The organism is Micromonospora coerulea, from assembly GCF_016598485.1.
Taxonomy (GTDB): domain Bacteria; phylum Actinomycetota; class Actinomycetes; order Mycobacteriales; family Micromonosporaceae; genus Micromonospora; species Micromonospora coerulea.
The window spans coordinates 154012-174600 of the sequence record NZ_JAEMUW010000014.1 but is presented as its reverse complement, the minus strand read 5'-3'; the positions used below and the strand labels follow the sequence as shown (position 1 = coordinate 174600).

Sequence of the window (20589 nt, the reverse complement as noted above, 5' to 3'; positions counted from 1 at the left end):
GGTGGCCGGCGAGCCGACCCCGGTCGAGGATCCTCGCAGCCGTCCGCGGGCGCGGACGGATGCGGCAACCCCTCTACTTTGCCACATCCCCCGGCGGCGAGGAAAATCCGCCCCGGTCCAACGCCGCCCGGTCCCGCTTGTCCAGGCTCTCCGGCGGCAGCGCGGCCATCATGTCCGGGCGGCGCGTCGCCGTCCGGCTCAGCGCCTCGTCCCGCCGCCAACGGGCGATCCGCCCGTGGTCGCCGGAGCGGAGCACCTCCGGCACCTCGTGCCCGCGCCAGGTTGCCGGCTTGGTGTACATCGGCGCCTCGAGCAGCCCGTGCGCGTGCGACTCCTCGTCCAGCGAGCCGGCGTTGCCGAGCACCCCGGGCAGCAGCCGGGTGACCGCCTCCAGGATCACCAGCACCGCGACCTCGCCGCCGAAGAGCACGTAGTCGCCGAGGGAGACCTCGGTCACCCGCATCCGGGTCGCCGCGTGGTCGAGCACCCGCTGGTCGATGCCCTCGTACCGGCCGCAGGCGAAGAGCAGGTGCGACTCGGCGGCCAGCTCGTGCGCCATGGCCTGGGTGAACGGGACACCGGCCGGCGAGGGGACCAGCAGCCGGGGCAGCGTGTGGCCGTCCGGGCTGAGCTCGTCGGGGGCCAGGGCGTCCAGCGCCTCACCCCAGGGCTCGGGCCGCATCACCATGCCGGGTCCGCCGCCGTAGGGCGTGTCGTCGACCGTGCGGTGCACGTCGTGGGTCCAGCTGCGCAGATCGTGTACGGCCAGCCGCAGCCTGCCGTTCGCCCGCGCCTTGCCGATCAGGGACAGGTCCAGCGGGGCGAAGTACTCCGGGAAGATCGACACGATGTCGACGCGCATGGGGTGCTCCGCGGTCTAGAGATCGAGCAGACCGGCCGGCGGGTCGACGATGACGCGACCGCCGGGGAGGTCCACCTCGGGCACGATCGCCTTGACGAACGGGATGAGCGCGGTACGCCCCTCGGGACGGCGCAGCACCAGCAGGTCCGAGGAGGGCGCGTGGTCGATCCCGGCCACCTCGCCCAGCCGCTCGCCGGCCGGGGTGACCACGGCAAGGCCGACCAGCTGGTGGTCGTGGAACTCCTCCGGGTCCTCCGGCGGGGCCACGTCGCCGCTGTCCACCGTGAGCAGGGTGCCGCGCAGCGCCTCGGCGACATCCCGTTCCAGGATGCCCTCGAAGACGACCAGCAGCCGGCCCTGGTGCCAGCGCACCGACTCGATCCTCAGCTCGGCGGGCACCCGGAACGGCACACCGGGACCCGGCGCCGGGTTGGTCGGGGGTGCCGCCCCCGGCTCGGTGCGCAGCACCGAACCGGGGGCGAACCGTGCTTCGGGCTCATCGGTCCGCACCTCCACGGTGACCTCACCGCGGATCCCGTGCGGCTTGCCGATCCTGCCGACGACGAGAAGCATCAGTACGAATCGACGATGTCGACGCGTACCCCACGCCCACCGATGGAGCCGATCACCTGGCGCAGTGCCTTGGCGGTCCGGCCGGACCGCCCGATCACCGTGCCGAGGTCCTCGGGGTGCACGCGGACCTCGAGCCGCTTGCCCCGACGGGAATCGACCATCCGCACCCGGACGTCGTCCGGGTGCTCGACGATCCCCTTGACCAGGTGCTCCAGCGCAGGACGCAGCGGCATGTCAGGCCTGCTCACCGGCGTCGGCAGCAGCGGCGGCCGGGGCCTCGGCCGGCGCCTCGGTCTTCGGCGCCTCGGTCTTCGGCGCCTCGGCCTTCGGTGCCTCCGCCTTCGGTGCCTCCGCCTTCGGTGCCTCCGCCTTCGGTGCCTCCGCCTTCGGTGCCTCCGCCTTGGCGGCCTTCTTGGCCGGCTTGGCCGGGGTCTCCGGAGCCAGGCCGGCGGCGGCCTTCGCCTCGGCCTCGTACGCCGCCTTGCGGTCGGCCCGCTCCGGGGCGACCTTCAGCGGCGGCGGGGCCGGCAGGCCCTTGAACTTCTGCCAGTCACCGGTCAGCTCCAGCAGACGCTGCACGGCCTCGCTCGGCTGCGCGCCGACCGAGAGCCAGTACTGGACCCGCTCCGACTTGACCTCGATCACCGAAGGGTCCTCCTTCGGCTGGTACACGCCCACGAACTCGATCGCGCGACCGTCCCGCTTGGTGCGCGAGTCGGCGATGACGATGCGGTACTGCGGGTTGCGGATCTTACCCATCCGCAGGAGCCGGATCTTTACGGCCACAGTTGTTTCGCTCCTGTTGCGATCTCACCGACCCGGTACGGGCGGTGCACGGGTGAGCGCCGACCGGCACAGTGGGGTTTGGGCCGGAGACTACTCGGTGGACTGGCAACGCGCCCGGGTTAGAGGGCGCCGAACGCGTGCCGGATACCAGCGAACCATTCTGCCAGATCCGGCCCCGATCTCTCACACCGGACCCGAACTCGTCACCCGAGCCGGTAGCGGAGTGACGCAGGACACCCTCAGCGGACCGGCGGCCGGTCCCAGCCGAGCGGCAGTTCGTCCGGTACGTCCCACTCTGGCGGCGGCGTGAAGTCGCACCAGGTGCCGTCGAACGGGAACTCGCCGGCCTCGGCGATGCGGATCACCCGCTCCCCCTCGGCCCGGACGGCCTTCTCGTCGGTCACCCAGTAGTGCTCCGGGAAGGCGAGCCGCTCGGCGAACTCCTCCTCGTCCTTCCACGCCCAGCTGTGGTCGGGGCGGACCACCACGTCCAGGTCCTGGTCGACCATGTCGACCCCGGCCACCGGACCGTCGTCCCAGCGGACGCCCGGCTCCTCCAGGTTGACGTACCACTCGGCGAAACGACCCGCGGCGTCCCGGAACCACCAGACCGAGTGGGCCGCCCCCGTGGGGAGGAACTTCAGCACCGGCGGACCGTTCCACCGCCCCTGGGCCAGCCGGTACGACGAGGTGATCCACTCGGCGAACGGCATCGCCCGCATGCCCAGCCCCGCCTGGGTGACCTCGTGCGCCACCGGCGAGTCCCGGGCGACCCAGAGCAGCAGGCCCCGGTCGTCGTCGAGGACCACCCGCGCCGGCCGGACCCAGCCGATCCGGCCGTGCCGCACGTTCCGATGCATGATCAGCCGACCCGGCGCGAACCGGTCGACGGGACCGCCGGGACGCACTTCAGTAGGCGCGGGCGAGGATGGCCACCAGGTCGGGCTCGTCCTCCGAGTCCGGCACCGAGCCGTCGGCGCGCAGCAGGCAGCGGACCGTGACGCCCTGGCCGTTCGCCTCGGCCTCACCCGCGACGCCGACCGCCGACCACGGCACCTTGGCCCAGCCGGTGGCCGCCGCCTCGATCGCCTCCGCGAGGGTCGACACCTCGACGGTGCGCGACTCGCGGTGCGCCAGGGCCTGGTCGTGCAGCGCCCGCTGATCGGCCTCCAGGGCCGCGAGGACCGCGCCGACCACGTCGGCCACCGGGGTCGGGGACTTCGAGCCTTCGGTACGCCGGACCACAACCGCGTTGCCGGCGGCCAGGTCACGGGGGCCGACCTCGACGCGTACCGGATAGCCGCGCAGCTCGGCGTCGACGGCCCGGCGGCCGAACGCGGTGTCGGTGCGGTCGTCGAGCGCGACCCGGACACCGGCGTCGCGCAGGCCGTCGCGGAGCTTGGCCGCCGCCTCGGCGACCCCCTCGCCGTCCTTGACGATCATCACGTACGCCTGCACCGGGGCCACCCTCGGCGGCACCCGCAGGCCGTTGTCGTCGCCGTGGGCCATGATCAGGCCGCCGAGCATCCGGGTCGAGGTGCCCCAGGAGGTCGTCCAGGCGTGCTCCCGGCCGCCCTCGGCCGAGGAGTAGCTGATGTCGAACGCCTTGGCGAAGTTCTGCCCCAGCTCGTGGCTGGTGCCCAGCTGGAGCGCCTTGCCGTCGCCCATCATGCCTTCGCAGGTGTAGGTGGCCGTCGCGCCGGCGAACCGCTCGCGGGCGGTCTTTAGGCCGACCACCACCGGGATGCCCAGCACGTTGACCATCAGGTCCTCGTACGCCTCGTGCAGGATCCGCCGCGCGTAGGCCCGGGCGTCGGCACGGGTGGCGTGCGCGGTGTGCCCCTCCTGCCAGAGGAACTCGCTGGTGCGCAGGAAGAGCCGCGGGCGCAGCTCCCAGCGGACCACGTTCGCCCACTGGTTGAGCAGCAGCGGCAGGTCCCGGTACGAGTCGATCCACTTGGCCATAAACTCGCCGATCACCGTCTCGCTGGTGGGGCGCACCACCACCGGCTCGGCGAGCTGCTTGCCACCACCGTGGGTGACGACGGCGAGCTCCGGCGAGAAGCCCTCGACGTGCTGGGCCTCGCGCTTGAGGTAGCTCTCTGGGATGAAGAGCGGGAAGTACGCGTTCTCCGCGCCGGCCGCCTTGATCCGGGCGTCCATCTCGGCCTGCATCCGCTCCCAGATGGCGTAGCCGGCCGGTCGGATCACCATGGTCCCCCGGACCGGGCCGTTGTCGGCCAGCTTCGCCTTGGCGATCAGGTCCTGGTACCAGCGGGGAAAGTCCTCCGCACGGGGAGTGAGCACGCGTGCCATGACCGCACATCCTATGCGCCGTCCGCCGGGGCGCCGCGATCGGGCGCGCCCGTGCCGCCGGGACCGCGCGGGGGCGCCCCCGCGCGGTACCGCCGCGGCGCTACCGGGACGGGGCGCACGGGGCAGCGGGCGGCACCCGCGCTGACCTAACATCTGCGGCCATGTCCCCGCTGCGCTCCCTGTTCGGCCGCGCCGCCGAGCCCGCACCGCTGCCCTACCCGCCGGCCTCCCCCGAGGGGCTGGCCGCCCGCTGGGTGCGCTGGGTGGCGGCACACGGCCCGACCAAGAACCCGGTCCGCGACACCACCGGCGAGCACGCCGGGCACCACCAGGGCGCCGACGTCTGGTTCCTGGGCGGCACGTACGGCGGCGCGGTGACCCGCCGCTGCGCGGTGCCCGCCGGCCGAGGGCTGTTCTTCCCGGCGTTCAACATGTGGCAGTTCCCGGCCCACCCGGGCGAGATGCCGGTGGTGTCCCGGGCGACCGGGCACGCCCAGCTCGACGGCGTCCCGCTGCCGCTGGCCACGGTCGGTACGCCCACCCCGTTCGAGGTGCGCGGCGCGCTCGGCAACGGGGTCACCTCGACGAGCCGCCCGACGCCGGTGACCGTGTGGGGGCTCTGGGCCAGCCTCCCGCCGTTGGCTCCCGGGGCGCACGAGCTGACCTTCGGCGGCAGCGACGGCGGCGGGTTCTGGGTGGAGGCGCAGTACCGCCTCGTGGTGAGCTGAGCCGGCCCGGGCGGCCGTAGACTTCCGGGCACCATGGACGAACCCCGGGACTCGGCCCGCCGGCGCCCGCGGGACGGCATCGTCGACGCCGCCCGCGCGCAGACCGTCGCCAGCGGCTGGGACGGCGTACGGATGGGTGGCGTGGCGAGCGCGGCCGGGGTGAGCCGGCAGACCGTCTACAACGAGTTCGGCAGCAAGGCCGGGCTGGCCGAGGCGCTGGCCCGGCGGGAGGTCGACCGGTTCGTCTCGGCGGTCCGCGCGGCCCTGCACGAGCACGGCGCCGACGTGCGCGCGGGTGCGTACGCGGCCATCGCGCACACCCTCACCGAGGCGGCCGGAAACCCGCTGATCAAGGCGATCCTGACCAGCGCCCGGGGCGGCTCGGACGAGCTGCTGCCCTACCTGACCACCCGCTCGGAGCTGGTGCTGGCCGAGGCCACCGGGGCGCTGCTGGAGTGGGCGCGGATCCACCTGCCGGCGGCCGACCCGGCGCGCCTGACGTTCGCCGCCGACACGATCGTCCGCCTGGTGGTGAGCCACATCGTGCTCCCTCAGGCCCCACCCGAGCAGACCGCCCGCGCCCTGGCCGACCTGGCCCTGCACCTCTTCCTGGAGGCGGGGCGGGTCAGCGGATGACGCGGCCGCGGAGGACGATGCGGGACGGGGTGCGCACGACGCGGAGGTTGCGGCGCGGGTCCTCCGGGTAGACGACCAGGTCGGCCAGGCCGCCCTCGACCAGGCCGGGGAAGCCGAGCCAGGCGCGGGCGCCCCAGGAGGCGGCGGCGAGGACGTCCAGCGTGGACATGCCGGCCCGCTCGTGCAGCAGCAGCATCTCCTCGGCGGCCAGCCCGTGGTCGATCCCGCCGCCGGCGTCGGTGCCGACGTAGATCGGCACGCCCGCCTCGTACGCGGCCCGGACCACCTCGGGGAAGCGGTCGCGCAGGGCGATCATGTGGTTGGCGTACCCGGGGAACCTGGCGCGCGCCTGCTCGGCGATGCCGCCGAAGGTGGCGATGTTGATCATCGTGGGGACCAGCGCGGTGCCCTGCCGGGCCATCAGGTCGATCAGGTCCAGGCTGAGCCCGGTGCCGTGCTCCACCGAGTCCACCCCGGCGCGCACCATGATCTCCACCGCCGACTCGGAGAAGGTGTGCACCGCGGCGCGTACCCCGGCGGCGTGCGCGGCCGCGACGGCCGCGGTCATGGTGTCCGCGTCCCAGGCCGGCGCGAGGTCGCCGACGCCCCGGTCGATCCAGTCCCCGACCAGCTTGACCCAGCCGTTGCCGGCGGCGGCCTGCTCGGCCACCGTCGCGGCCACCTCCGCCGCGCCGACCTCCACGCCGATGTCCCGCAGGTAGCGCTTCGGCGGCGCGACGTGCCGGCCGGCCCGGGCCAGCCGCGGCAGCTCCGGCTCGTCGTCCAGCTCCGGGTACGGGTACGGCGAGCCGGCGTCGCGGATGGCCAGCACGCCGGCGTCCCGGTCGGTGCGGGCCAGCTCGCGGGCCTGGTCGAGCGAGGTGATTGGGGCACCGCCCCGGGCGATGCCGATGTGGCAGTGCGCGTCGGTCAACCCCGGCAGCACGAAGCCGCCGTCGGCGATCGTCTCCGCCCCGGGGACCGGGTCGAAGGTGACCCGGTCGCCGTCCAGCCAGATGTCCCGGACCTCGTCGTCCGGCAGGAGCACACCGCGCACATGCAGAGCCATGTGCACAGTCCTACCGGATCACTCTCCGCCGCCCGCGAGCAGCCCGGCCCACCGGCTCCGGAGACGACGGCGGCCCGGCCACCGGGTGGCGGGTGGCGGGGACGCACGACGTCGGCGTGGGGTCAGCGGGGACGGTTGTCGCCCTTGCCGAGCTTGTTGAAGTCGATCTTCGGGAGCTTGAAGCCCGGCGGCAGGCCCTGGCCGCCGGCCAGGTCGCCCGGGTCGAGGCCCGGCGGGAGCTGCGGCATGCCGCCCGGGAAGCCGCCCGGCATGCCGGCACCCGCCCCGGTACGCGGCCGGCCGCCGCCCTTGGTGCCCTTGCGCTTGTTCTTCGGCGACTTGGTCGCCTTGCGCCGGCCGGCCCCGGGCAGGCCCATCATGCCGCCCATCTGCTTCATCATCTTCTGGGCGTCGGTGAAGCGGTTGAGCAGCTGGTTGACGTCCATCACGGCCACGCCCGAGCCGCTGGCGATGCGGGCCCGGCGGGAGCCGTTGATGATCTTCGGGTTGGTCCGCTCGCCCGGGGTCATCGACCGGATGATCGCGGTGACCCGGTCGAAGTGCTTGTCGTCCAGCTCGGCGAGCTGGTCCTTCATCTGCCCCATGCCCGGCATCATGGCCAGCACGTTGGCGATCGGGCCCATCCGGCGGACCGCGATGAGCTGGTCGAGGAAGTCCTCCAGGGTGAACTGCTCGCCGCCCATCAGCTTGGCGGTCATCTTCTCCTTCTGATCGGTGTCGAAGGCCTGCTCGGCCTGCTCGATCAGAGTGAGGACGTCGCCCATGCCGAGGATCCGGCTGGCCATCCGGTCCGGGTAGAAGATGTCGAAGTCTTCGAGCTTCTCACCGGTGGAGGCGAACAGGATCGGCTGCCCGGTGACCTCCCGGACCGACAGCGCGGCGCCACCGCGGGCGTCGCCGTCGAGCTTGGAGAGGACCACACCGGTGATGCCGACGCCGTCGCGGAACGCCTCGGCGGTGCGGACGGCGTCCTGGCCGACCATCGCGTCGATGACGAAGATGACCTCGTCGGGGTCGACGGCGTCGCGAATGTCGGCCGCCTGCTGCATCATCTCGGCGTCGATACCGAGCCGACCGGCGGTGTCGACGATGACGATGTCGCGGGCCGCCCGCCTGGCGTGCTCGATCGAGGCGCGCGCGACCTGAACCGGGTCGCCGACGCCGTTGCCGGGCTCCGGGGCGTACACCTCGACGCCGGCGCGGCCACCGAGGACCTGGAGCTGCCCGACGGCGTTGGGACGCTGGAGGTCGGCGGCGACCAGCAGCGGCTGGTGGCCCTGGGCCTTGAGCCACCGGGCCAGCTTGCCGGCGAGGGTGGTCTTACCGGAACCCTGGAGGCCGGCGAGCATGATCACCGTCGGCGGGTGCTTGGCGAACTGGAGCCGCCGCCCCTCGCCACCGAGGACGGTGATCAGCTCCTCGTTGACGATCTTGACGATCTGCTGTGCCGGGTTGAGCGCCTGGGAGACCTCGACGCCCCGCGCCCGCTCCTTGAGGTTCGCGATGAAGCCCTTGACCACCGGCAGGGCGACATCGGCCTCCAGCAGCGCCATGCGGATCTCGCGCGCGGTGGCGTCGATGTCGGCGTCGGTGAGCCGACCCTTGCCGCGGAGCTTGGTGAAGATTCCGGACAGGCGGTCACTCAAGGTGTCAAACACACGAACATCCCGTTTGTCAGTGTTCCGGCGGGCACAGGCGGCCGGGCGAACAGATCCGGCCATCGCTAGGGTAGCCCGCCGCCCACACCCCCGCTCCGGGCCGGCTCACGCCCGACGTGCGCCGGATCACGACACCAGGCCCGACTGGTACGCGAAGACCACCAGCTGGGCCCGGTCGCGGGCGGCGAGCTTCACCATCGCGCGGCTGACGTGGGTACGCGCGGTGGCCGGGCTGACCACCAGCCGCTCGGCGATCTCCACGTTGCTCAGCCCCTCGCCGACCAGCCCCACCACCTCCCGCTCCCGCTCGGTGAGCGCGCCGAGCCGCGGGTGCGGCCGGGGCACCCGGGCCGGCCGGGTGGCGAACTCCCGGACCACCCGCCGGGTCACCGACGGCGACAGCAGCGCCTCCCCGCCGGCCACCAGCCGGATCGCCCGCAGCAGCTCGGCCGGGCGGGTGTCCTTGGTGAGGAAGCCGCTGGCCCCGTGGCGGAGCGCGTCGAAGACGTACTCGTCCAGCTCGAAGGTGGTCAACACGATCACCCGGGTGTCCGCCAGCCCGGGATCGGCGACGATCCGCCGGGTCGCCTCGATGCCGTCGATCCCCGGCATCCGGACGTCCATCAGCACCACGTCCGGGCGGGCCCGCCGGGCCAGCTCGACGACGCTCAGGCCGTCGGCCGCCTCGCCCACCACCGCGAGGTCGTCCTCGCTCTCCACCAGCGCCCGCAGCCCGATCCGGACCAGGTCCTGGTCGTCGGCGAGCAACACGCTGATCATGCGGCCTCCTCCAGGGGCAGGGTGGCGGACACCCGGAAGCCGCCGCCGGGACCGACCCCGGCGGTGAACGACCCGCCGAGCGCGCCGACCCGCTCCCGCATCCCGGCCAGACCGTACCCGGGACCCGGCCGGCCGGCCCGCGACGCCGGGCCGCGCCCGGTGTCGGTGACCTCCACGGTGAGCTCGTCGGCCGCGTACCGGAGCCGGACGGTGGCGGTGGCCGGGCCGGCGTGCCGCAGCACGTTGGTCAACGACTCCTGCACCACCCGGTACGCCGCCAGGTCGACGGCGACCGGCAGGACCCGGGGTTCCCCGGTGACCGCCACGGTGACCGGCACCCCGGCGCCGGCCAGCCGGTCGCGCAGCTGCGGCAGCTGGGCCAACCCGGGGGCCGGGGCCCGCTCGTCGGCCGCCTCGTCCCGGCGGACCACGGTGAGGGTGACCCGCAGCTCGTCCAGCGCCTCCTTGCTCGTGCGGCTGATCGCGGTGAGCGCCGCCTCGGCCTGCTCGGGCTTGCGCGCCAGCAGGTGCAGGGCGATCTCCGCCTGCAGGTGGATCGCGGCGAGGCCGTGCCCGACCACGTCGTGCACCTCCCGGGCCACCCGTAGCCGCTCGGCGTCGGCCAGCCGGCGGGCCTCGTCCACCCGGCTGCGCGCGGTGCTCTCCCGGCCCAGCCGGACCGTGGTGCCCACCGCGAACGGAACCACCACCCAGGCGGCCGCCGGCATCGCGCCGAGCAACCCGGGCGGACGCACCCCGACCACCACGTGCACCAGCAGCGTGGCGAGGGCCACCCCGCCGGCCACCGCCGCGGTCCGCAGCGGCAGGTACGCGGCGACCGTGTAGACGGCGACCAGGAACGACAGCAGGATCGGCCCGTACGGGTAGCCGAGCACCAGGTACGCGGTGGTGGCCGCGGTGACCACGGCGAGGGTCGCCAGCGGCCAGCGCCGGCGCGCCGCCAGTGCCAGCGCGGCCACCGCGACCAGCGGGTAGGTGGCCCGACCGGTGCCGATCCCCTCGTTGACGCCGGCCGGCCCGGTGCCGAGCAGCCCCATCGCGAGCAGCACCAGCGCGACCACGGCGTCGAAGACCTGGTCGCCCCACCCGGTCCGGTTGCGGTCCACCCGTTCTCCCCCTCGCCCGGCCTAGCCGATGTCCCGGCGCTGCAGCAGCAGTCCGCCCAGGGCCGCGAAGGCGACCAGGTAGGCCGCGACGACCAGGGCCGCCTGCCCGCCGCCGACGCTCGCCGCCACGCCGGGAGTGTCGCCGGGCGCGCCGAGCGCCGCCTCCAGCGAACCGGCGTTCGGGCCGGGCAGCCCCTTCTGTACCTGGGCCACCCAGTCGAGCAGCGGCGCGGCGATCGCGGCGAGCAGGTTCTGCACGGCGAGCATCCACACCAGGCCCAGCCCGACGGGCAGGGCCACCGCGCGCAGCGCGACGGCGAGCACGGCACCGAGCATGGCCCACATCGTCGCGATGAGCCACCCCGCGCCGATCCCGGTGAGCAGGTCACCGGCATCCGGCCAGGTCATCGGCTGCGACTCGGCGGCGGCGATCAGCGCGGCGGCCACCGCGCCGAGGACGAAGACGGAGAGCACCACGACCAGCGCGGCGGCCGCCAGGGCGAGCAGCTTGCCGGCGTACACCTCCAGTCGGGAGGGGCCCTGGGACAGCACGGTCTTCCAGGTGCCCCAGCCGTACTCGCCGCCGACGGTGAGGACGCCGAGGATCAGCACGATGGCGCCGAGGAACACCGGCAGGCCGCCGAGCGAGTTCCCGACCAGGTGCTCCGGGAGCAGCATCGGCAGGGTCCGGTCGGTGTTCGGGCCGTCGGTCCCGCCGGCGATGCTCGCGTACGGGAAGAGATAGGTGAAGACCAGGGAGAGCACCAGCGTGATGGCCAGCAGCAGCCAGGACGCCGGCCGTCGGACGAGTTTGGCCAGTTCGGCCCGGTAGCTACCGGACATCGGTCGTTCCCTTCTCGATGAGGTCGAAGAACACCTGCTCCAGGTCGCGCTCCCGGCGCCGCAGCTCGCGGACCGCCACGCCGGCGCCGACCAGTTCGGCGTTGAGCCAGGCCGCCCGTTCCGGCTCCACCGCCAGCTCCAGCCCGCCGTCGACCACCCGGACCCGCTCCGGCCCGACCAGTTCCCCGGCCCGGGCGGCGGCCGCGTCCAGCGGGTCGGCCAGCACCCGAAGGCCGGCCGCCCCGCGCAGCTCGGCGACGCTCCCCTCGGCGATCAGCCGGCCCCGGGAGATCACCCCGACCCGGTCGCAGACCTGCTCGACCTCGCCGAGCAGGTGGCTGGAGACCAGCACGGTGCAGCCGCCGGCCCCGAGCCGCCGGATCAGCGTGCGCATGTCAGCCATGCCGGCCGGGTCGAGGCCGTTGGTCGGCTCGTCCAGGATCAGCAGGCGGGGGTCCTTGAGCAGGGCGGCGGCCACACCGAGCCGCTGCTTCATGCCCAACGAGTAGCCGGCGTACCGGTCGCCGGCCCGGTCGGTGAGGTCGACCAGGTCCAGCACCAGCGCCACCCGGTCGGGGCCGACGCCGGCGTAGCGGGCGAGCACCCGCAGGTTCTCCCGGCCGGACAGGTAGGGGTAGAAGGCCGGCCCCTCGATCAGCGCGCCGACCCCGCCGAGCCGGCCGGCGGCGGGGGGTCGGCCGAGCAGCTGGACCGTGCCGGCGGTGGGACGGACCAGCCCGAGCAGCATCCGCAGGGTGGTGGTCTTGCCGGCCCCGTTCGGGCCGAGGAAGCCGTAAATCTCGCCGGCCCGCACGGCCAGGTCGAGGTCCCGCACGGCGGTCAGCCCGCCGTACCGTTTGGTGAGCCCTTGGGTCCGCACTGGCAGGTTCATGCCCTGAGCGTGCCGGCCGGCGGCCCGGGAAACGTCGCCCCGGGGGCGGCACCCGGCCTACGCAGCCGGACGTAGGCCGGTGCGGGCGGCCGGCTCAGACGGCGGCGAGGACGGCGGCCTCCAGCCGGGCCCGCGCGGCGTCGTCCGGCCAGCCGCCGACCAGGTAGAACGCGTCCACCACGTCGGCGCCGAGGGTGGAGATGCGGGCGGCGCGGACCTGGACGCCGGCCTCGTCGAGCGCGCAGGTCACCCGGTACAGCAGGCCCGCCGCGTCGGCGGCCCGCAGTTCGAGCAGCACCGCGTCGGTGGCCGCATCCCGGTGCCAGACCACCCGGGGCGCCGCACCCTCGCCCCGCGCCGCCAGGGCCCGGCCGCGCAGCCGCTGGGTGACCGAGATGTCGCCGGTGACGGCGCGCCGCAGATCGGCGCTGAGCGCGATCGGGTCGGGGGCGAGACCGTAGCGGGGCTGCACCCGGCACTCGACCAGGGCCCGGCCATCGACCGTCGAGGCGTCCGCGGACAGCACCTCCAGCCGGTGCAGGGCCAGGCAGCCGGCGACCGTCGCGAGGAGGCCGCGCCGGTCCGCCGCGGCCACCGCCACCCGGTCCCCGGTCAGGTGTACGACCGGCAGCGGCCCCGCCACCAGCGCCGGATCGGGGGCCGGGGGCGCGGGCAGCACGCCGGTGTCCAGCGCGGTCCGCACCCGGGCCACGAGCTCGGCGACGAGCCGCCCCTTCCAGTCCGACCAGGCGGCCGGGCCGGTGGCGGCCGCGTCGGCGCGGACCAGGGCGTGCAGCAGGTCCAGGGTGCTGGTGTCGCCGACCTTCCCGGCGACCGCGGCGATGGTCTTCGGGTCGGCGAGGTCGCGGCGGGTGGCCACGTCGGGCAGCAGCAGGTGCAGCCGGACCAGCGTGCCGATCAGCGCCGCCTCGTGCTCCGGCAGCCCGATCCGGGCGGCCACCGCCTCGGCGAGGGGACCGCCGACGGTGCTGTGGTCACCCGGGAGCCCCTTGCCGATGTCGTGCAGGAACGCGCCGAGCAGCAGCAGGTCGGGGCGGTCCACCTCGCGGGTGTGCCGGCTCGCCTCGTACGCGGTCTGCACCAGGTGCCGGTCCAGGGTGAACCGGTGCACCGGGTTGTGCTGGGGCAGGCTGCGCAGCCGGGTCCACTCGGGCAGCCAGCCGTCGATGAGGCCGTACCGGTCGCAGGTCTCCCAGGCGGGCACCAGGCCGGGACCGGCGCCGAGCAGGGTGACCAGCGCGGCCCGGGCGGCCGGTGGCCACGGCGCCGGCAGCGGCGGGCAGTACGCGGCCAGCCACTCGCAGGTGGCCCGGGCGATGGGCAGCCGGGTGGCGGCCGCGGCGGCGGCGACCCGCAGCGACAGGCTGGGGTCGGGGCGGGCGCCGATGGCGGTGCGGGCGAGGACCAGTTCGCCGTCGTGTTCGACGACGTCCCGGGCGACGGGCCGGCGGACGGGCCGCCCGTCCACGCCCCGGCGGCGGCCCGAGCGGAGCCGGTCCGCGGCCCGCCAGGCGTCGTCGAGGGCGTGGCTGACGGTGCGGGCGTCGCCGGCGACCCGACGCAGCAGGGCGTCGCCGTCATCGAGGTCCAGCAGGCGGGCGACACCCTCGCGTTCCTGGGCGACGAGCCGGTCGACCCGGCGGGCGACCTGCTGGTGCAGGGCGTCGCGGGTGTCCAGCAGGCGCAGGTGAGCGGCGCGGACGGCCGGGCGCAGCGCGTCGGTGATGCCGGCGGTGGCGATGGCCCGCAGGATGCCGACGTCGCGCAGCCCGCCGGCGGCCTCCTTCAGGTCGCCCTCCAGCAGGAAGGCGAGCTCGCCGTGGGTGGCCCAGCGGGCGGTGGTGATCTCCTTCAGGCCGGGGAGCTGCCGGACGGCGGTACGCCGCCAGTGGTCGGTCGCGGTACGGATCAGCTGGTCGGCGAGCACCCGGTCGCCGGCGACGAAGCGGGCGTCGAGCAGGCCGAGGGCGACCTTGACGTCGTCCTGGGCCACCGACAGCGCCTCGGCCACGGTCCGCACCGAGTGGTCCAGCCGCAGCCCGGCGTCCCAGATCGGATACCACAGCGACGCGGCCAGCTCATCGGTCCCGGCCACCCCCGCGTGCAGCAGCACCAGGTCGAGATCCCCGTACGGCGCACACTGCCGCCGTCCCAGCCCACCGACGGCGATCAAGGCGATCCCGTCCCGCGCCGGCAGCAACGACGCCAACCACCGGTCGAACGCCTCCGCCCGCGCGACCCGGGCACCCTCCCCGATCCCCCCGGGAACGCCGACGACCTCGTTGATCAAGAGGTTTGCGTCGCCGTCGCCGGGGTGTCCTGACGCATTCTTCTTGATCAACGAGGTCATCGGGTGGACTCCTTACAGGGCGTCCAGGCCGCGTTCGCCGGTGCGGACGCGGACGACCTCCTCGACGCCGGTCACCCAGACCTTGCCGTCGCCGATCTTGCCCGTCCGGGCGGCCGCCACGATCGCGTCGACGATCTTGTCGACGTCCATCTCGTCGGTGAGCACCTCCACCCGGATCTTGGGCAGGAACTCGACCGTGTACTCGGCACCCCGGTAGACCTCGGTGTGCCCCTTCTGCCGGCCGTACCCCTGGACCTCGCTGACGGTCAGGCCGGCCACGCCGAGGGCGTGCAGGGCCTCCTTCACCGCGTCCAGCTGGTACGGCTTGATGACCGCGGTCACCAGCTTCATGTCCAACCCCTCCATCCCAGAAACGTTAACCGGCGACCTTTTCGCTGACCGGCTCGGCGGGCTCCGGGGCCGGCTTGGTCGCGCCGATCCCGGCCATGGCGAACGCGCCGCCCGCGCTGCTGCCCGTGGTGGGCGAGAGGTCGTACGCGCTCTCCGCGTGCTCGGCCACGTCGATGCCGGCGACCTCGTCCTCGGTGCCGGTCCGCAGCCCGATCAGCGCCTTGACCGCAAGCGCGATCAGCACGGCCACCCCGAAGGAGTAGACCGAGACGATCCCGCTGGCCAGCGCCTGCCGGCCGAGCTGGGTGACCCCGCCACCGTAGAACAGGCCCTCGCTCGCGCCCAGGCCCTCGATGGCGGAGTTGACCTGGAGGGTGGCGAAGAGGCCGATGAACAGCGACCCGATCCAGCCGGCGACGAAGTGCACGCCGACCACGTCGAGCGAGTCGTCGAAGCCGAACCGGTACTTCAGGCTCACCGCGACGGCGCAGACCGCGCCGGCGATCAGACCGAGCAGGACCGACGGGAGCGGGGCGATGAAGCCACAGGCCGGGGTGATCGCCACCAGGCCGGCGATGGCGCCGGAGGAGGCACCGACCAGGGTCGGCTTCTTGCTGCGCACCCACTCCACCAGGACCCAGCCGAGCACACCGGCGGCCGTGGCGACCTGGGTGTTGACGAAGGCCACCGCGGTGGTGCCGTCGACGGTCAGCTCCGAGCCGGCGTTGAAGCCGAACCAGCCGAACCAGAGCAGGCCGGCGCCGAGCGCCACGAACGGGATGTTGTGCGGCTTGAAGCTCTCCCGGGGCCAGCCCACCCGCTTGCCGAGCACCAGGACCAGGCCGAGCGCGGCGGCGCCGGCGTTGATGTGGACCGCGGTGCCACCGGCGAAGTCCAGTGCCTTGATCTTGGAGCCGATGAAGCCGCCGCCCCAGACCCAGTGCGCCACCGGCACGTAGACCAGGGTGAACCAGGCGAAGGCGAAGAGCAGCCAGCCGGAGAACTTCAACCGGTCGGAGACCGCGCCGGAGATCAGCGCCACCGTGATCACCGCGAACATCATCTGGAATACCATGAAGACGTACGTGGGGATGCCGGTGCCGGCGCCCAGGAAGAGCCACTCCTCGCCGATGAAGTTCGTCTGCGTACCGAAGTACTGGGTGAAGCTGCCGATCACGTTGTTGGCGCCGGCGCTGTCGTTGGTGCCGAACGCCAGGGTGAAGCCGTAGATGACCCAAAGTACGGAGATGAGCCCGATCGCGGAGAAGCTCATCATCATCATGTTGAGTACGCCCTTGGACCGGTTGAGGCCGCCGTAGAACAGGGCCAGACCGGGCGTCATGAGCAGCACGAGCGCAGACGACAAGAGCAACCAGGCGGTGTTGCCGGTGTTGATCTCCACGCTGCCTCCTCTCGGTGTGGAAGTCCTCCCTCCGACTGAGCCCTGGCAGCGTCGCCCGTCAGCCGGTTGCGCGGAAGCTTCGTCGCCGGCTGTTTCACTCAACGACCCCGGCCGATTTCCGGTCCGTGACGGCTTGTTTCGTACGTGTGAAGAAACCCGCACAACCACCGGGATGGACGGCGGTGGATCGACCGTCCGGCGGGCATCGATGGACGGCTGACCACCGGCCCGCGCGGCACGGCCGATCAGCGCAGCGCGTACTCCAAGGCGTGTCGCTCGTAGTCGAGCAGGCGCAGGTCGCGCATCGGGCGACGAAGGTGCCCCTTGTGCACGATCCGGACGAACGCCGGCTCCCCGGCCGCGGCCATCCGGCGGATGCCCTCGACGTGGTCGACGATCCGCTTGCGGATGGTCCGGATCAGCCGGTGCCGGTCGCGCGGGATCAGCCCGTACGCGTCGGCGAAGAGGCGCAGCCGGCGCGGCCGGTCGGGGTGCCGCCAGCCGAGGGTGATCGAGTCCCGGTCGGCGAAGATCGGCACCCAGGTCCAGGCCGCGTACGCCACGTCGTAGATCCGGGCGCCGGGCGAGGCCAGGTCGAAGTCGATCAGGCCGAGGGTGCCGTCGGGCCGCCAGATCACGTTGTGCGGGGCGGCGTCGTGGTGGCAGATCACCTCGGTGTCCGGCGGGGGCGGGCCGAACGAGCGCCAGACCGCCCCCGGCGGCGGGGTGAAGCCGTACTGGGCGTCGTGGAACATCCGCAGCATGGTGGCCACCGTCACCAGCGCCTCGTCGGTGACCCAGTGCGGGGCGAGCGGGTACTCCCCGCACTCCCCCTCCAGGTACGACAGGACCTCCCGGTTGCGCTCGTCCATGCCCAGGGCGCGGGGTGCGCCGGTGAACCCGACGTACTCCAGGTGGCGCAGCAGGGCGTGCACGGAGGGCGTCCAGGGCCCGGCGTTGCGCCGGACGGTGTCGCCCACCCGGACCACGGTGCTCACGTTCCCGCCGTGCAGCGGGATCTCCTGCGAAGTCACGTACGGTCTCCCGAGGCGCGGCGACGGGTGGCTGGGGTCGCGCCACCCCGCCCAGGCGCGATCGTCAGTCGTCACTCGAGGCTACGCGTCCCGGGCGAGCGGCTCGGTACCGAGCAGCGCGTCGACGAACTGCGCCGGGTCGAACGGGGCCAGGTCGTCCGGGCCCTCGCCGAGGCCGACCAGCTTGACCGGGATGCCGAGCTTGCGCTGCACGGCGATCACGATGCCGCCCTTGGCAGTCCCGTCGAGCTTGGTCAGCACCACGCCGGTCACGTTGACCACCTCGGTAAAAACCCGGGCCTGCTCCAGGCCGTTCTGGCCGGTGGTGGCGTCGAGCACCAGCAGGGTCTCGTCGATCGGGCCGTGCTTCTCCACCACCCGCTTGACCTTGCCCAGCTCGTCCATCAGGCCGACCTTGTTCTGCAGGCGGCCGGCAGTGTCGACCAGCACGGTGTCGACGCGGGTGTCGATGCCGCGCTTGACCGCGTCGAACGCGACGCTGGCCGGGTCGGCGGCCTCGGGCCCGCGGACGGTCTCCGCGCCGACCCGGCTGCCCCAGGTCTCCAGCTGGTCGGCGGCGGCCGCCCGGAAGGTGTCGGCGGCGCCGAGCAGCACGGTCCGGCCGTCGGCGATCAGCACCCGGGCGATCTTGCCGCAGGTGGTGGTCTTGCCCGCGCCGTTGACGCCGACCACCAGCAGCACCGCCGGGACGGCCTCCTTCGGGGCGGTCTTCAGCGACCGGTCCAGCGTCGGGTCGAGGGCGTTGACCAGCTCGGCGGCGAGCAGGGCACGCAGTTCGCCGGCCGAGCGGATGCCGAGCACCCGGGTCCGCTCGCGGAGCCGGTCGACGATCTCGCGGGTGGAGTCGATGCCGACGTCCGCGGTGATCAGGCTGTCCTCGATCTCCTCCCAGGTGTCCTCGTCGAGGTGGTCGCGGCTGAGCAGGCCGAGCAGGCTCTTGCCGAAGACGTTCTGCGAGCGGGACAGCCGGGAGCGCAGCCGGACCAGCCGGCCGGCGGTGGGCTCGGGGACCTCGATGGTGGGCAGCGGCGGCGCCTCGACCACCGGTGGCGGTTCGACCAGGACGCCGGTGGCGAGGTCGGACTCCGGCGCTTGGACCGGCGGACCGGCGAGGTCCTCCTCGGCCCGGGTGTCGACCTCCGTCTCCGGCAGCGGCGGCTCCGGCCGCCGACGCAGCCGAGGCACCACCAGCCCGAGGGCACCAAGGATCAGCACCCCGAGCAGGGCGAGCGCGATGAGGAGGTATTCCGTCATGCCGAAATCCTGTCAGATGCCGGCGACGGCGTCTCATCGACCGCACCCGGCCGTGGGTGTCGGCCGGCGGTAGGCTCGACGCCAGCCAGCAGTGGTGCGACCGCCGGCCGGGTTGTAAACATGAAGTCTGCTCACTTCGGAGGTCGACCATGCCCAGCGCGCGCCTGCTCATCGGTCCGTTGCTGCGGCGGGTCGTCGGCACGCGCGCCACCGTCTGGGTCGAGACCAGCGGGCCCGCGGTGGTCACCGTCCGCACCGCCGACGGCGCCACCGGCACCGCGCCGACCTTCTCCGCGTACGACCACCACTACGCGCTCGTGACGGTGGACGGGCTCGCCCCGGACAGCACCACCACCTACGAGGTGCTGGTCGACGACGAGGTCGCCTGGCCGGTGCCGGAAAGCGGCTTCCCGGCCAGCGTCATCCGGACCCGGGCGCTCGACGACCGGGACCAGCCGGTCACCCTGCTCTTCGGCTCGTGCCGGGAGACCACCCAGCACGCCACCGCCCGCCGGCTGCCCCCGGACGCGCTCGACGCGTACGCCCGGCGGCTGATGGCGGACCCGGACCCGGCGGCGTGGCCGGACCTGCTGGTGCTGCTCGGCGACCAGGTGTACGCCGACGAGACCTCGCCGACGGTGCGCCGGCTGCTCAAGCGGCGCCGGCGGCGGCCGAAGAAGGCCCCGGCGACCCAGGTGGTCAGCTTCGACGAGTACACCAAGCTCTACCTCGAGTCGTGGCGCGACCCGGAGATCCGCTGGCTGCTCTCCACGGTGCCGAGCGTGATGATCTTCGACGACCACGAGGTCATCGACGACTGGAACACCTCGGCCGCCTGGCGAGCGGACATGCGCCGGCAGCCCTGGTGGGCCGAGCGGATCCGCAGCGGGCTCGCCTCGTACTGGGTCTACCAGCACCTGGGCAACCTGGCGCCGGACGAGATCGCCGCCGACCCGCTCTACGCCAAGGTGATGGCCGCCGAGGACGCCACCAGCGTGCTGCGCGAGTTCGGCGAGCGGGTGGACACCGAGGCCGACGTCGCCCACGACACCGAGCGCTGGCGGGCCGTGCAGTACCAGTGGAGCTACGCGCTCGACCTGGGCCGTACCCGCCTGGTGATGCTCGACAACCGGTCCAGCCGGGTGCTCGAGTCGGGCAACCGGGCGATGCTGCCGCCGGGCGAGTGGTCCTGGTTCCTCGACCGGGCGCACGGCGTCTACGACCACCTGGTGGTCGGCGCCTCGCTGCCCTGGCTGCTGCCCCCGGGCATCCACCACGTCGAGGCCTGGAACGAGCGGCTCGCCGACTCCCGCCGGCCGTGGGTGGCCGGGCTCTCGGAGCGGATCCGGCGGGCCTGCGACCTGGAGCACTGGGCGTCGTTCCGGCGCTCCTTCGAGGCCCTCGGCGAACTCTTCGCCCGGCTCGGCAGCGGCCCACCGGGGCACCCCGGCGAACGGGTCGGCGCCGGGCCGGCGTACGCCCCGCCGGCGTCGATCAGCGTGCTCTCCGGCGACGTGCACCACTCGTACGTGGCCCGGGCCCGGTTCGCCGACCCGGCCGTCCGCACCCCGGTGCACCAGCTCACCTGCTCCCCGATCCACAACCAGGTACCGGCCGGGATGCGCCCGCTGATGAAGCTCGGCTGGTCGCCCGGCCCGGCGGCGGCCACCCGCGCGCTGGCCCGCTCGGCCGGGGTGCGCCGGCCGATGGTGCGGTGGCGGAAGCTGGCCGGGCCGTACTTCGGCAACGCGGTGGCCACGCTCACCCACCGGGGCCGCTCGGCCGAGGTGGTGATCGAGGGGACCACCAGCGACGGTCACCTCCGCGCCGTGGCGCAGCGGCGGCTCACCGACGCCGCCTGAGTA

General features: G+C 73.8%; 20 protein-coding genes. 3 read left to right on the top strand and 17 right to left on the bottom strand.

Annotation, left to right across the window (positions count from 1 at the left end; genetic code table 11):
- Positions 1 to 73: 73 nt before the first annotated feature.
- The 6 genes from trmD to proS form a co-directional block, all read right to left on the bottom strand.
- A complete protein-coding gene (trmD, locus tag I8N68_RS19445) occupies positions 74 to 862 on the bottom strand; it encodes a tRNA (guanosine(37)-N1)-methyltransferase TrmD (RefSeq protein WP_200211950.1) in 789 nt (262 codons plus the stop codon).
- A gap of 15 nt (positions 863 to 877) precedes the next feature.
- Complete coding sequence (rimM, locus tag I8N68_RS19440) at positions 878 to 1435, bottom strand: ribosome maturation factor RimM (protein ID WP_200211948.1); 558 nt, start codon at positions 1433 to 1435, stop codon at positions 878 to 880.
- Complete coding sequence (locus I8N68_RS19435; protein ID WP_200212006.1) at positions 1435 to 1695, bottom strand: RNA-binding protein; 261 nt, start codon at positions 1693 to 1695, stop codon at positions 1435 to 1437. The genes rimM and I8N68_RS19435 overlap by 1 nt, the downstream gene beginning before the upstream one ends.
- Positions 1670 to 2221 (bottom strand): 30S ribosomal protein S16, encoded by a 552-nt coding sequence (gene rpsP, locus I8N68_RS19430; protein ID WP_200211946.1) that lies wholly within the window; start codon positions 2219 to 2221, stop codon positions 1670 to 1672. The genes I8N68_RS19435 and rpsP overlap by 26 nt, the downstream gene beginning before the upstream one ends.
- 239 nt (positions 2222 to 2460) lie before the next feature.
- The gene (locus tag I8N68_RS19425) at positions 2461 to 3081 is read right to left on the bottom strand and encodes a ribonuclease FAU-1 family protein (protein ID WP_200211944.1); all 621 of its coding nucleotides are present in this window, start codon (positions 3079 to 3081) and stop codon (positions 2461 to 2463) included.
- A gap of 49 nt (positions 3082 to 3130) precedes the next feature.
- Entirely contained in the window at positions 3131 to 4537 is a 1407-nt protein-coding gene (proS, locus tag I8N68_RS19420; protein WP_200211942.1) for a proline--tRNA ligase, read from the bottom strand.
- Between the two features lie 161 nt (positions 4538 to 4698).
- On the opposite strand from proS, the gene I8N68_RS19415 reads away from it, so the two are divergent.
- Complete coding sequence (locus I8N68_RS19415) at positions 4699 to 5265, top strand: hypothetical protein (RefSeq protein ID WP_200211940.1); 567 nt, start codon at positions 4699 to 4701, stop codon at positions 5263 to 5265.
- A gap of 33 nt (positions 5266 to 5298) precedes the next feature.
- The gene (locus tag I8N68_RS19410) at positions 5299 to 5901 is read left to right on the top strand and encodes a TetR/AcrR family transcriptional regulator (RefSeq protein ID WP_200211938.1); all 603 of its coding nucleotides are present in this window, start codon (positions 5299 to 5301) and stop codon (positions 5899 to 5901) included.
- On the opposite strand, the gene I8N68_RS19405 is transcribed toward I8N68_RS19410, so the two are convergent.
- The 11 genes from I8N68_RS19405 to ftsY all read right to left on the bottom strand — a co-directional run bounded on the left by I8N68_RS19405 (position 5891) and on the right by ftsY (position 18724).
- The gene (locus I8N68_RS19405) at positions 5891 to 6970 is read right to left on the bottom strand and encodes an amidohydrolase family protein (protein ID WP_200211936.1); all 1080 of its coding nucleotides are present in this window, start codon (positions 6968 to 6970) and stop codon (positions 5891 to 5893) included. The two genes, I8N68_RS19410 and I8N68_RS19405, sit on opposite strands and share 11 nt — an antisense overlap.
- A gap of 122 nt (positions 6971 to 7092) precedes the next feature.
- Positions 7093 to 8649: a signal recognition particle protein gene (gene ffh, locus I8N68_RS19400; protein WP_200211933.1), complete on the bottom strand. Its 1557-nt coding sequence runs from the start codon at positions 8647 to 8649 to the stop codon at positions 7093 to 7095.
- Positions 8650 to 8775: 126 nt separating this feature from the next.
- Positions 8776 to 9429 (bottom strand): response regulator transcription factor, encoded by a 654-nt coding sequence (locus I8N68_RS19395; RefSeq protein ID WP_200211932.1) that lies wholly within the window; start codon positions 9427 to 9429, stop codon positions 8776 to 8778.
- Positions 9426 to 10556, bottom strand: coding sequence for a sensor histidine kinase (locus I8N68_RS19390; RefSeq protein WP_307812884.1), 1131 nt, complete (start codon positions 10554 to 10556; stop codon positions 9426 to 9428). Before I8N68_RS19390 ends, I8N68_RS19395 begins: the two co-directional genes overlap by 4 nt.
- Positions 10557 to 10577: 21 nt before the next feature.
- Positions 10578 to 11399 (bottom strand): ABC transporter permease, encoded by an 822-nt coding sequence (locus I8N68_RS19385; RefSeq protein WP_200211929.1) that lies wholly within the window; start codon positions 11397 to 11399, stop codon positions 10578 to 10580.
- On the bottom strand, positions 11389 to 12291 hold the full coding sequence (locus I8N68_RS19380; RefSeq protein ID WP_200211927.1) for an ABC transporter ATP-binding protein: 903 nt from the start codon (positions 12289 to 12291) through the stop codon (positions 11389 to 11391). Before I8N68_RS19380 ends, I8N68_RS19385 begins: the two co-directional genes overlap by 11 nt.
- A 94-nt stretch (positions 12292 to 12385) precedes the next feature.
- Positions 12386 to 14662, bottom strand: a complete 2277-nt coding sequence (locus I8N68_RS19375) for a [protein-PII] uridylyltransferase (protein ID WP_200211925.1) — start codon at positions 14660 to 14662, stop codon at positions 12386 to 12388.
- Between the two features lie 12 nt (positions 14663 to 14674).
- Positions 14675 to 15013, bottom strand: a complete 339-nt coding sequence (locus tag I8N68_RS19370) for a P-II family nitrogen regulator (protein WP_170285500.1) — start codon at positions 15011 to 15013, stop codon at positions 14675 to 14677.
- 25 nt (positions 15014 to 15038) lie between these two features.
- Positions 15039 to 16415 (bottom strand): ammonium transporter, encoded by a 1377-nt coding sequence (locus tag I8N68_RS19365; RefSeq protein WP_200211923.1) that lies wholly within the window; start codon positions 16413 to 16415, stop codon positions 15039 to 15041.
- 245 nt (positions 16416 to 16660) lie between these two features.
- Positions 16661 to 17524 (bottom strand): phosphotransferase, encoded by an 864-nt coding sequence (locus tag I8N68_RS19360; RefSeq protein WP_200211921.1) that lies wholly within the window; start codon positions 17522 to 17524, stop codon positions 16661 to 16663.
- 6 nt (positions 17525 to 17530) lie between these two features.
- Positions 17531 to 18724, bottom strand: coding sequence for a signal recognition particle-docking protein FtsY (gene ftsY, locus I8N68_RS19355; RefSeq protein WP_200211919.1), 1194 nt, complete (start codon positions 18722 to 18724; stop codon positions 17531 to 17533).
- Between the two features lie 149 nt (positions 18725 to 18873).
- Between ftsY and I8N68_RS19350 the strand changes: the two genes are divergently transcribed.
- Complete coding sequence (locus I8N68_RS19350; protein ID WP_200211918.1) at positions 18874 to 20586, top strand: alkaline phosphatase D family protein; 1713 nt, start codon at positions 18874 to 18876, stop codon at positions 20584 to 20586.
- The last annotated feature ends 3 nt before the right edge of the window (positions 20587 to 20589 follow it).

Excerpts from the sequence above, each read along its gene's own strand:
- proS (WP_200211942.1), bottom strand. The coding sequence starts at position 4,537 with ATGGCACGCGTGCTCACTCCCCGTGCGGAGGACTTTCCCCGCTGGTAC.
- ftsY (WP_200211919.1), bottom strand. The coding sequence starts at position 18,724 with ATGACGGAATACCTCCTCATCGCGCTCGCCCTGCTCGGGGTGCTGATC.
- I8N68_RS19380 (WP_200211927.1), bottom strand. The coding sequence starts at position 12,291 with ATGAACCTGCCAGTGCGGACCCAAGGGCTCACCAAACGGTACGGCGGG.
- I8N68_RS19375 (WP_200211925.1), bottom strand. The coding sequence starts at position 14,662 with ATGACCTCGTTGATCAAGAAGAATGCGTCAGGACACCCCGGCGACGGC.
- I8N68_RS19415 (WP_200211940.1), top strand. The coding sequence starts at position 4,699 with ATGTCCCCGCTGCGCTCCCTGTTCGGCCGCGCCGCCGAGCCCGCACCG.
- I8N68_RS19425 (WP_200211944.1), bottom strand. The coding sequence starts at position 3,081 with ATGCATCGGAACGTGCGGCACGGCCGGATCGGCTGGGTCCGGCCGGCG.
- I8N68_RS19385 (WP_200211929.1), bottom strand. The coding sequence starts at position 11,399 with ATGTCCGGTAGCTACCGGGCCGAACTGGCCAAACTCGTCCGACGGCCG.
- I8N68_RS19370 (WP_170285500.1), bottom strand. The coding sequence starts at position 15,013 with ATGAAGCTGGTGACCGCGGTCATCAAGCCGTACCAGCTGGACGCGGTG.
- I8N68_RS19405 (WP_200211936.1), bottom strand. The coding sequence starts at position 6,970 with ATGGCTCTGCATGTGCGCGGTGTGCTCCTGCCGGACGACGAGGTCCGG.
- trmD (WP_200211950.1), bottom strand. The coding sequence starts at position 862 with ATGCGCGTCGACATCGTGTCGATCTTCCCGGAGTACTTCGCCCCGCTG.
- rimM (WP_200211948.1), bottom strand. The coding sequence starts at position 1,435 with ATGCTTCTCGTCGTCGGCAGGATCGGCAAGCCGCACGGGATCCGCGGT.
- I8N68_RS19395 (WP_200211932.1), bottom strand. The coding sequence starts at position 9,429 with ATGATCAGCGTGTTGCTCGCCGACGACCAGGACCTGGTCCGGATCGGG.
- I8N68_RS19410 (WP_200211938.1), top strand. The coding sequence starts at position 5,299 with ATGGACGAACCCCGGGACTCGGCCCGCCGGCGCCCGCGGGACGGCATC.
- I8N68_RS19350 (WP_200211918.1), top strand. The coding sequence starts at position 18,874 with ATGCCCAGCGCGCGCCTGCTCATCGGTCCGTTGCTGCGGCGGGTCGTC.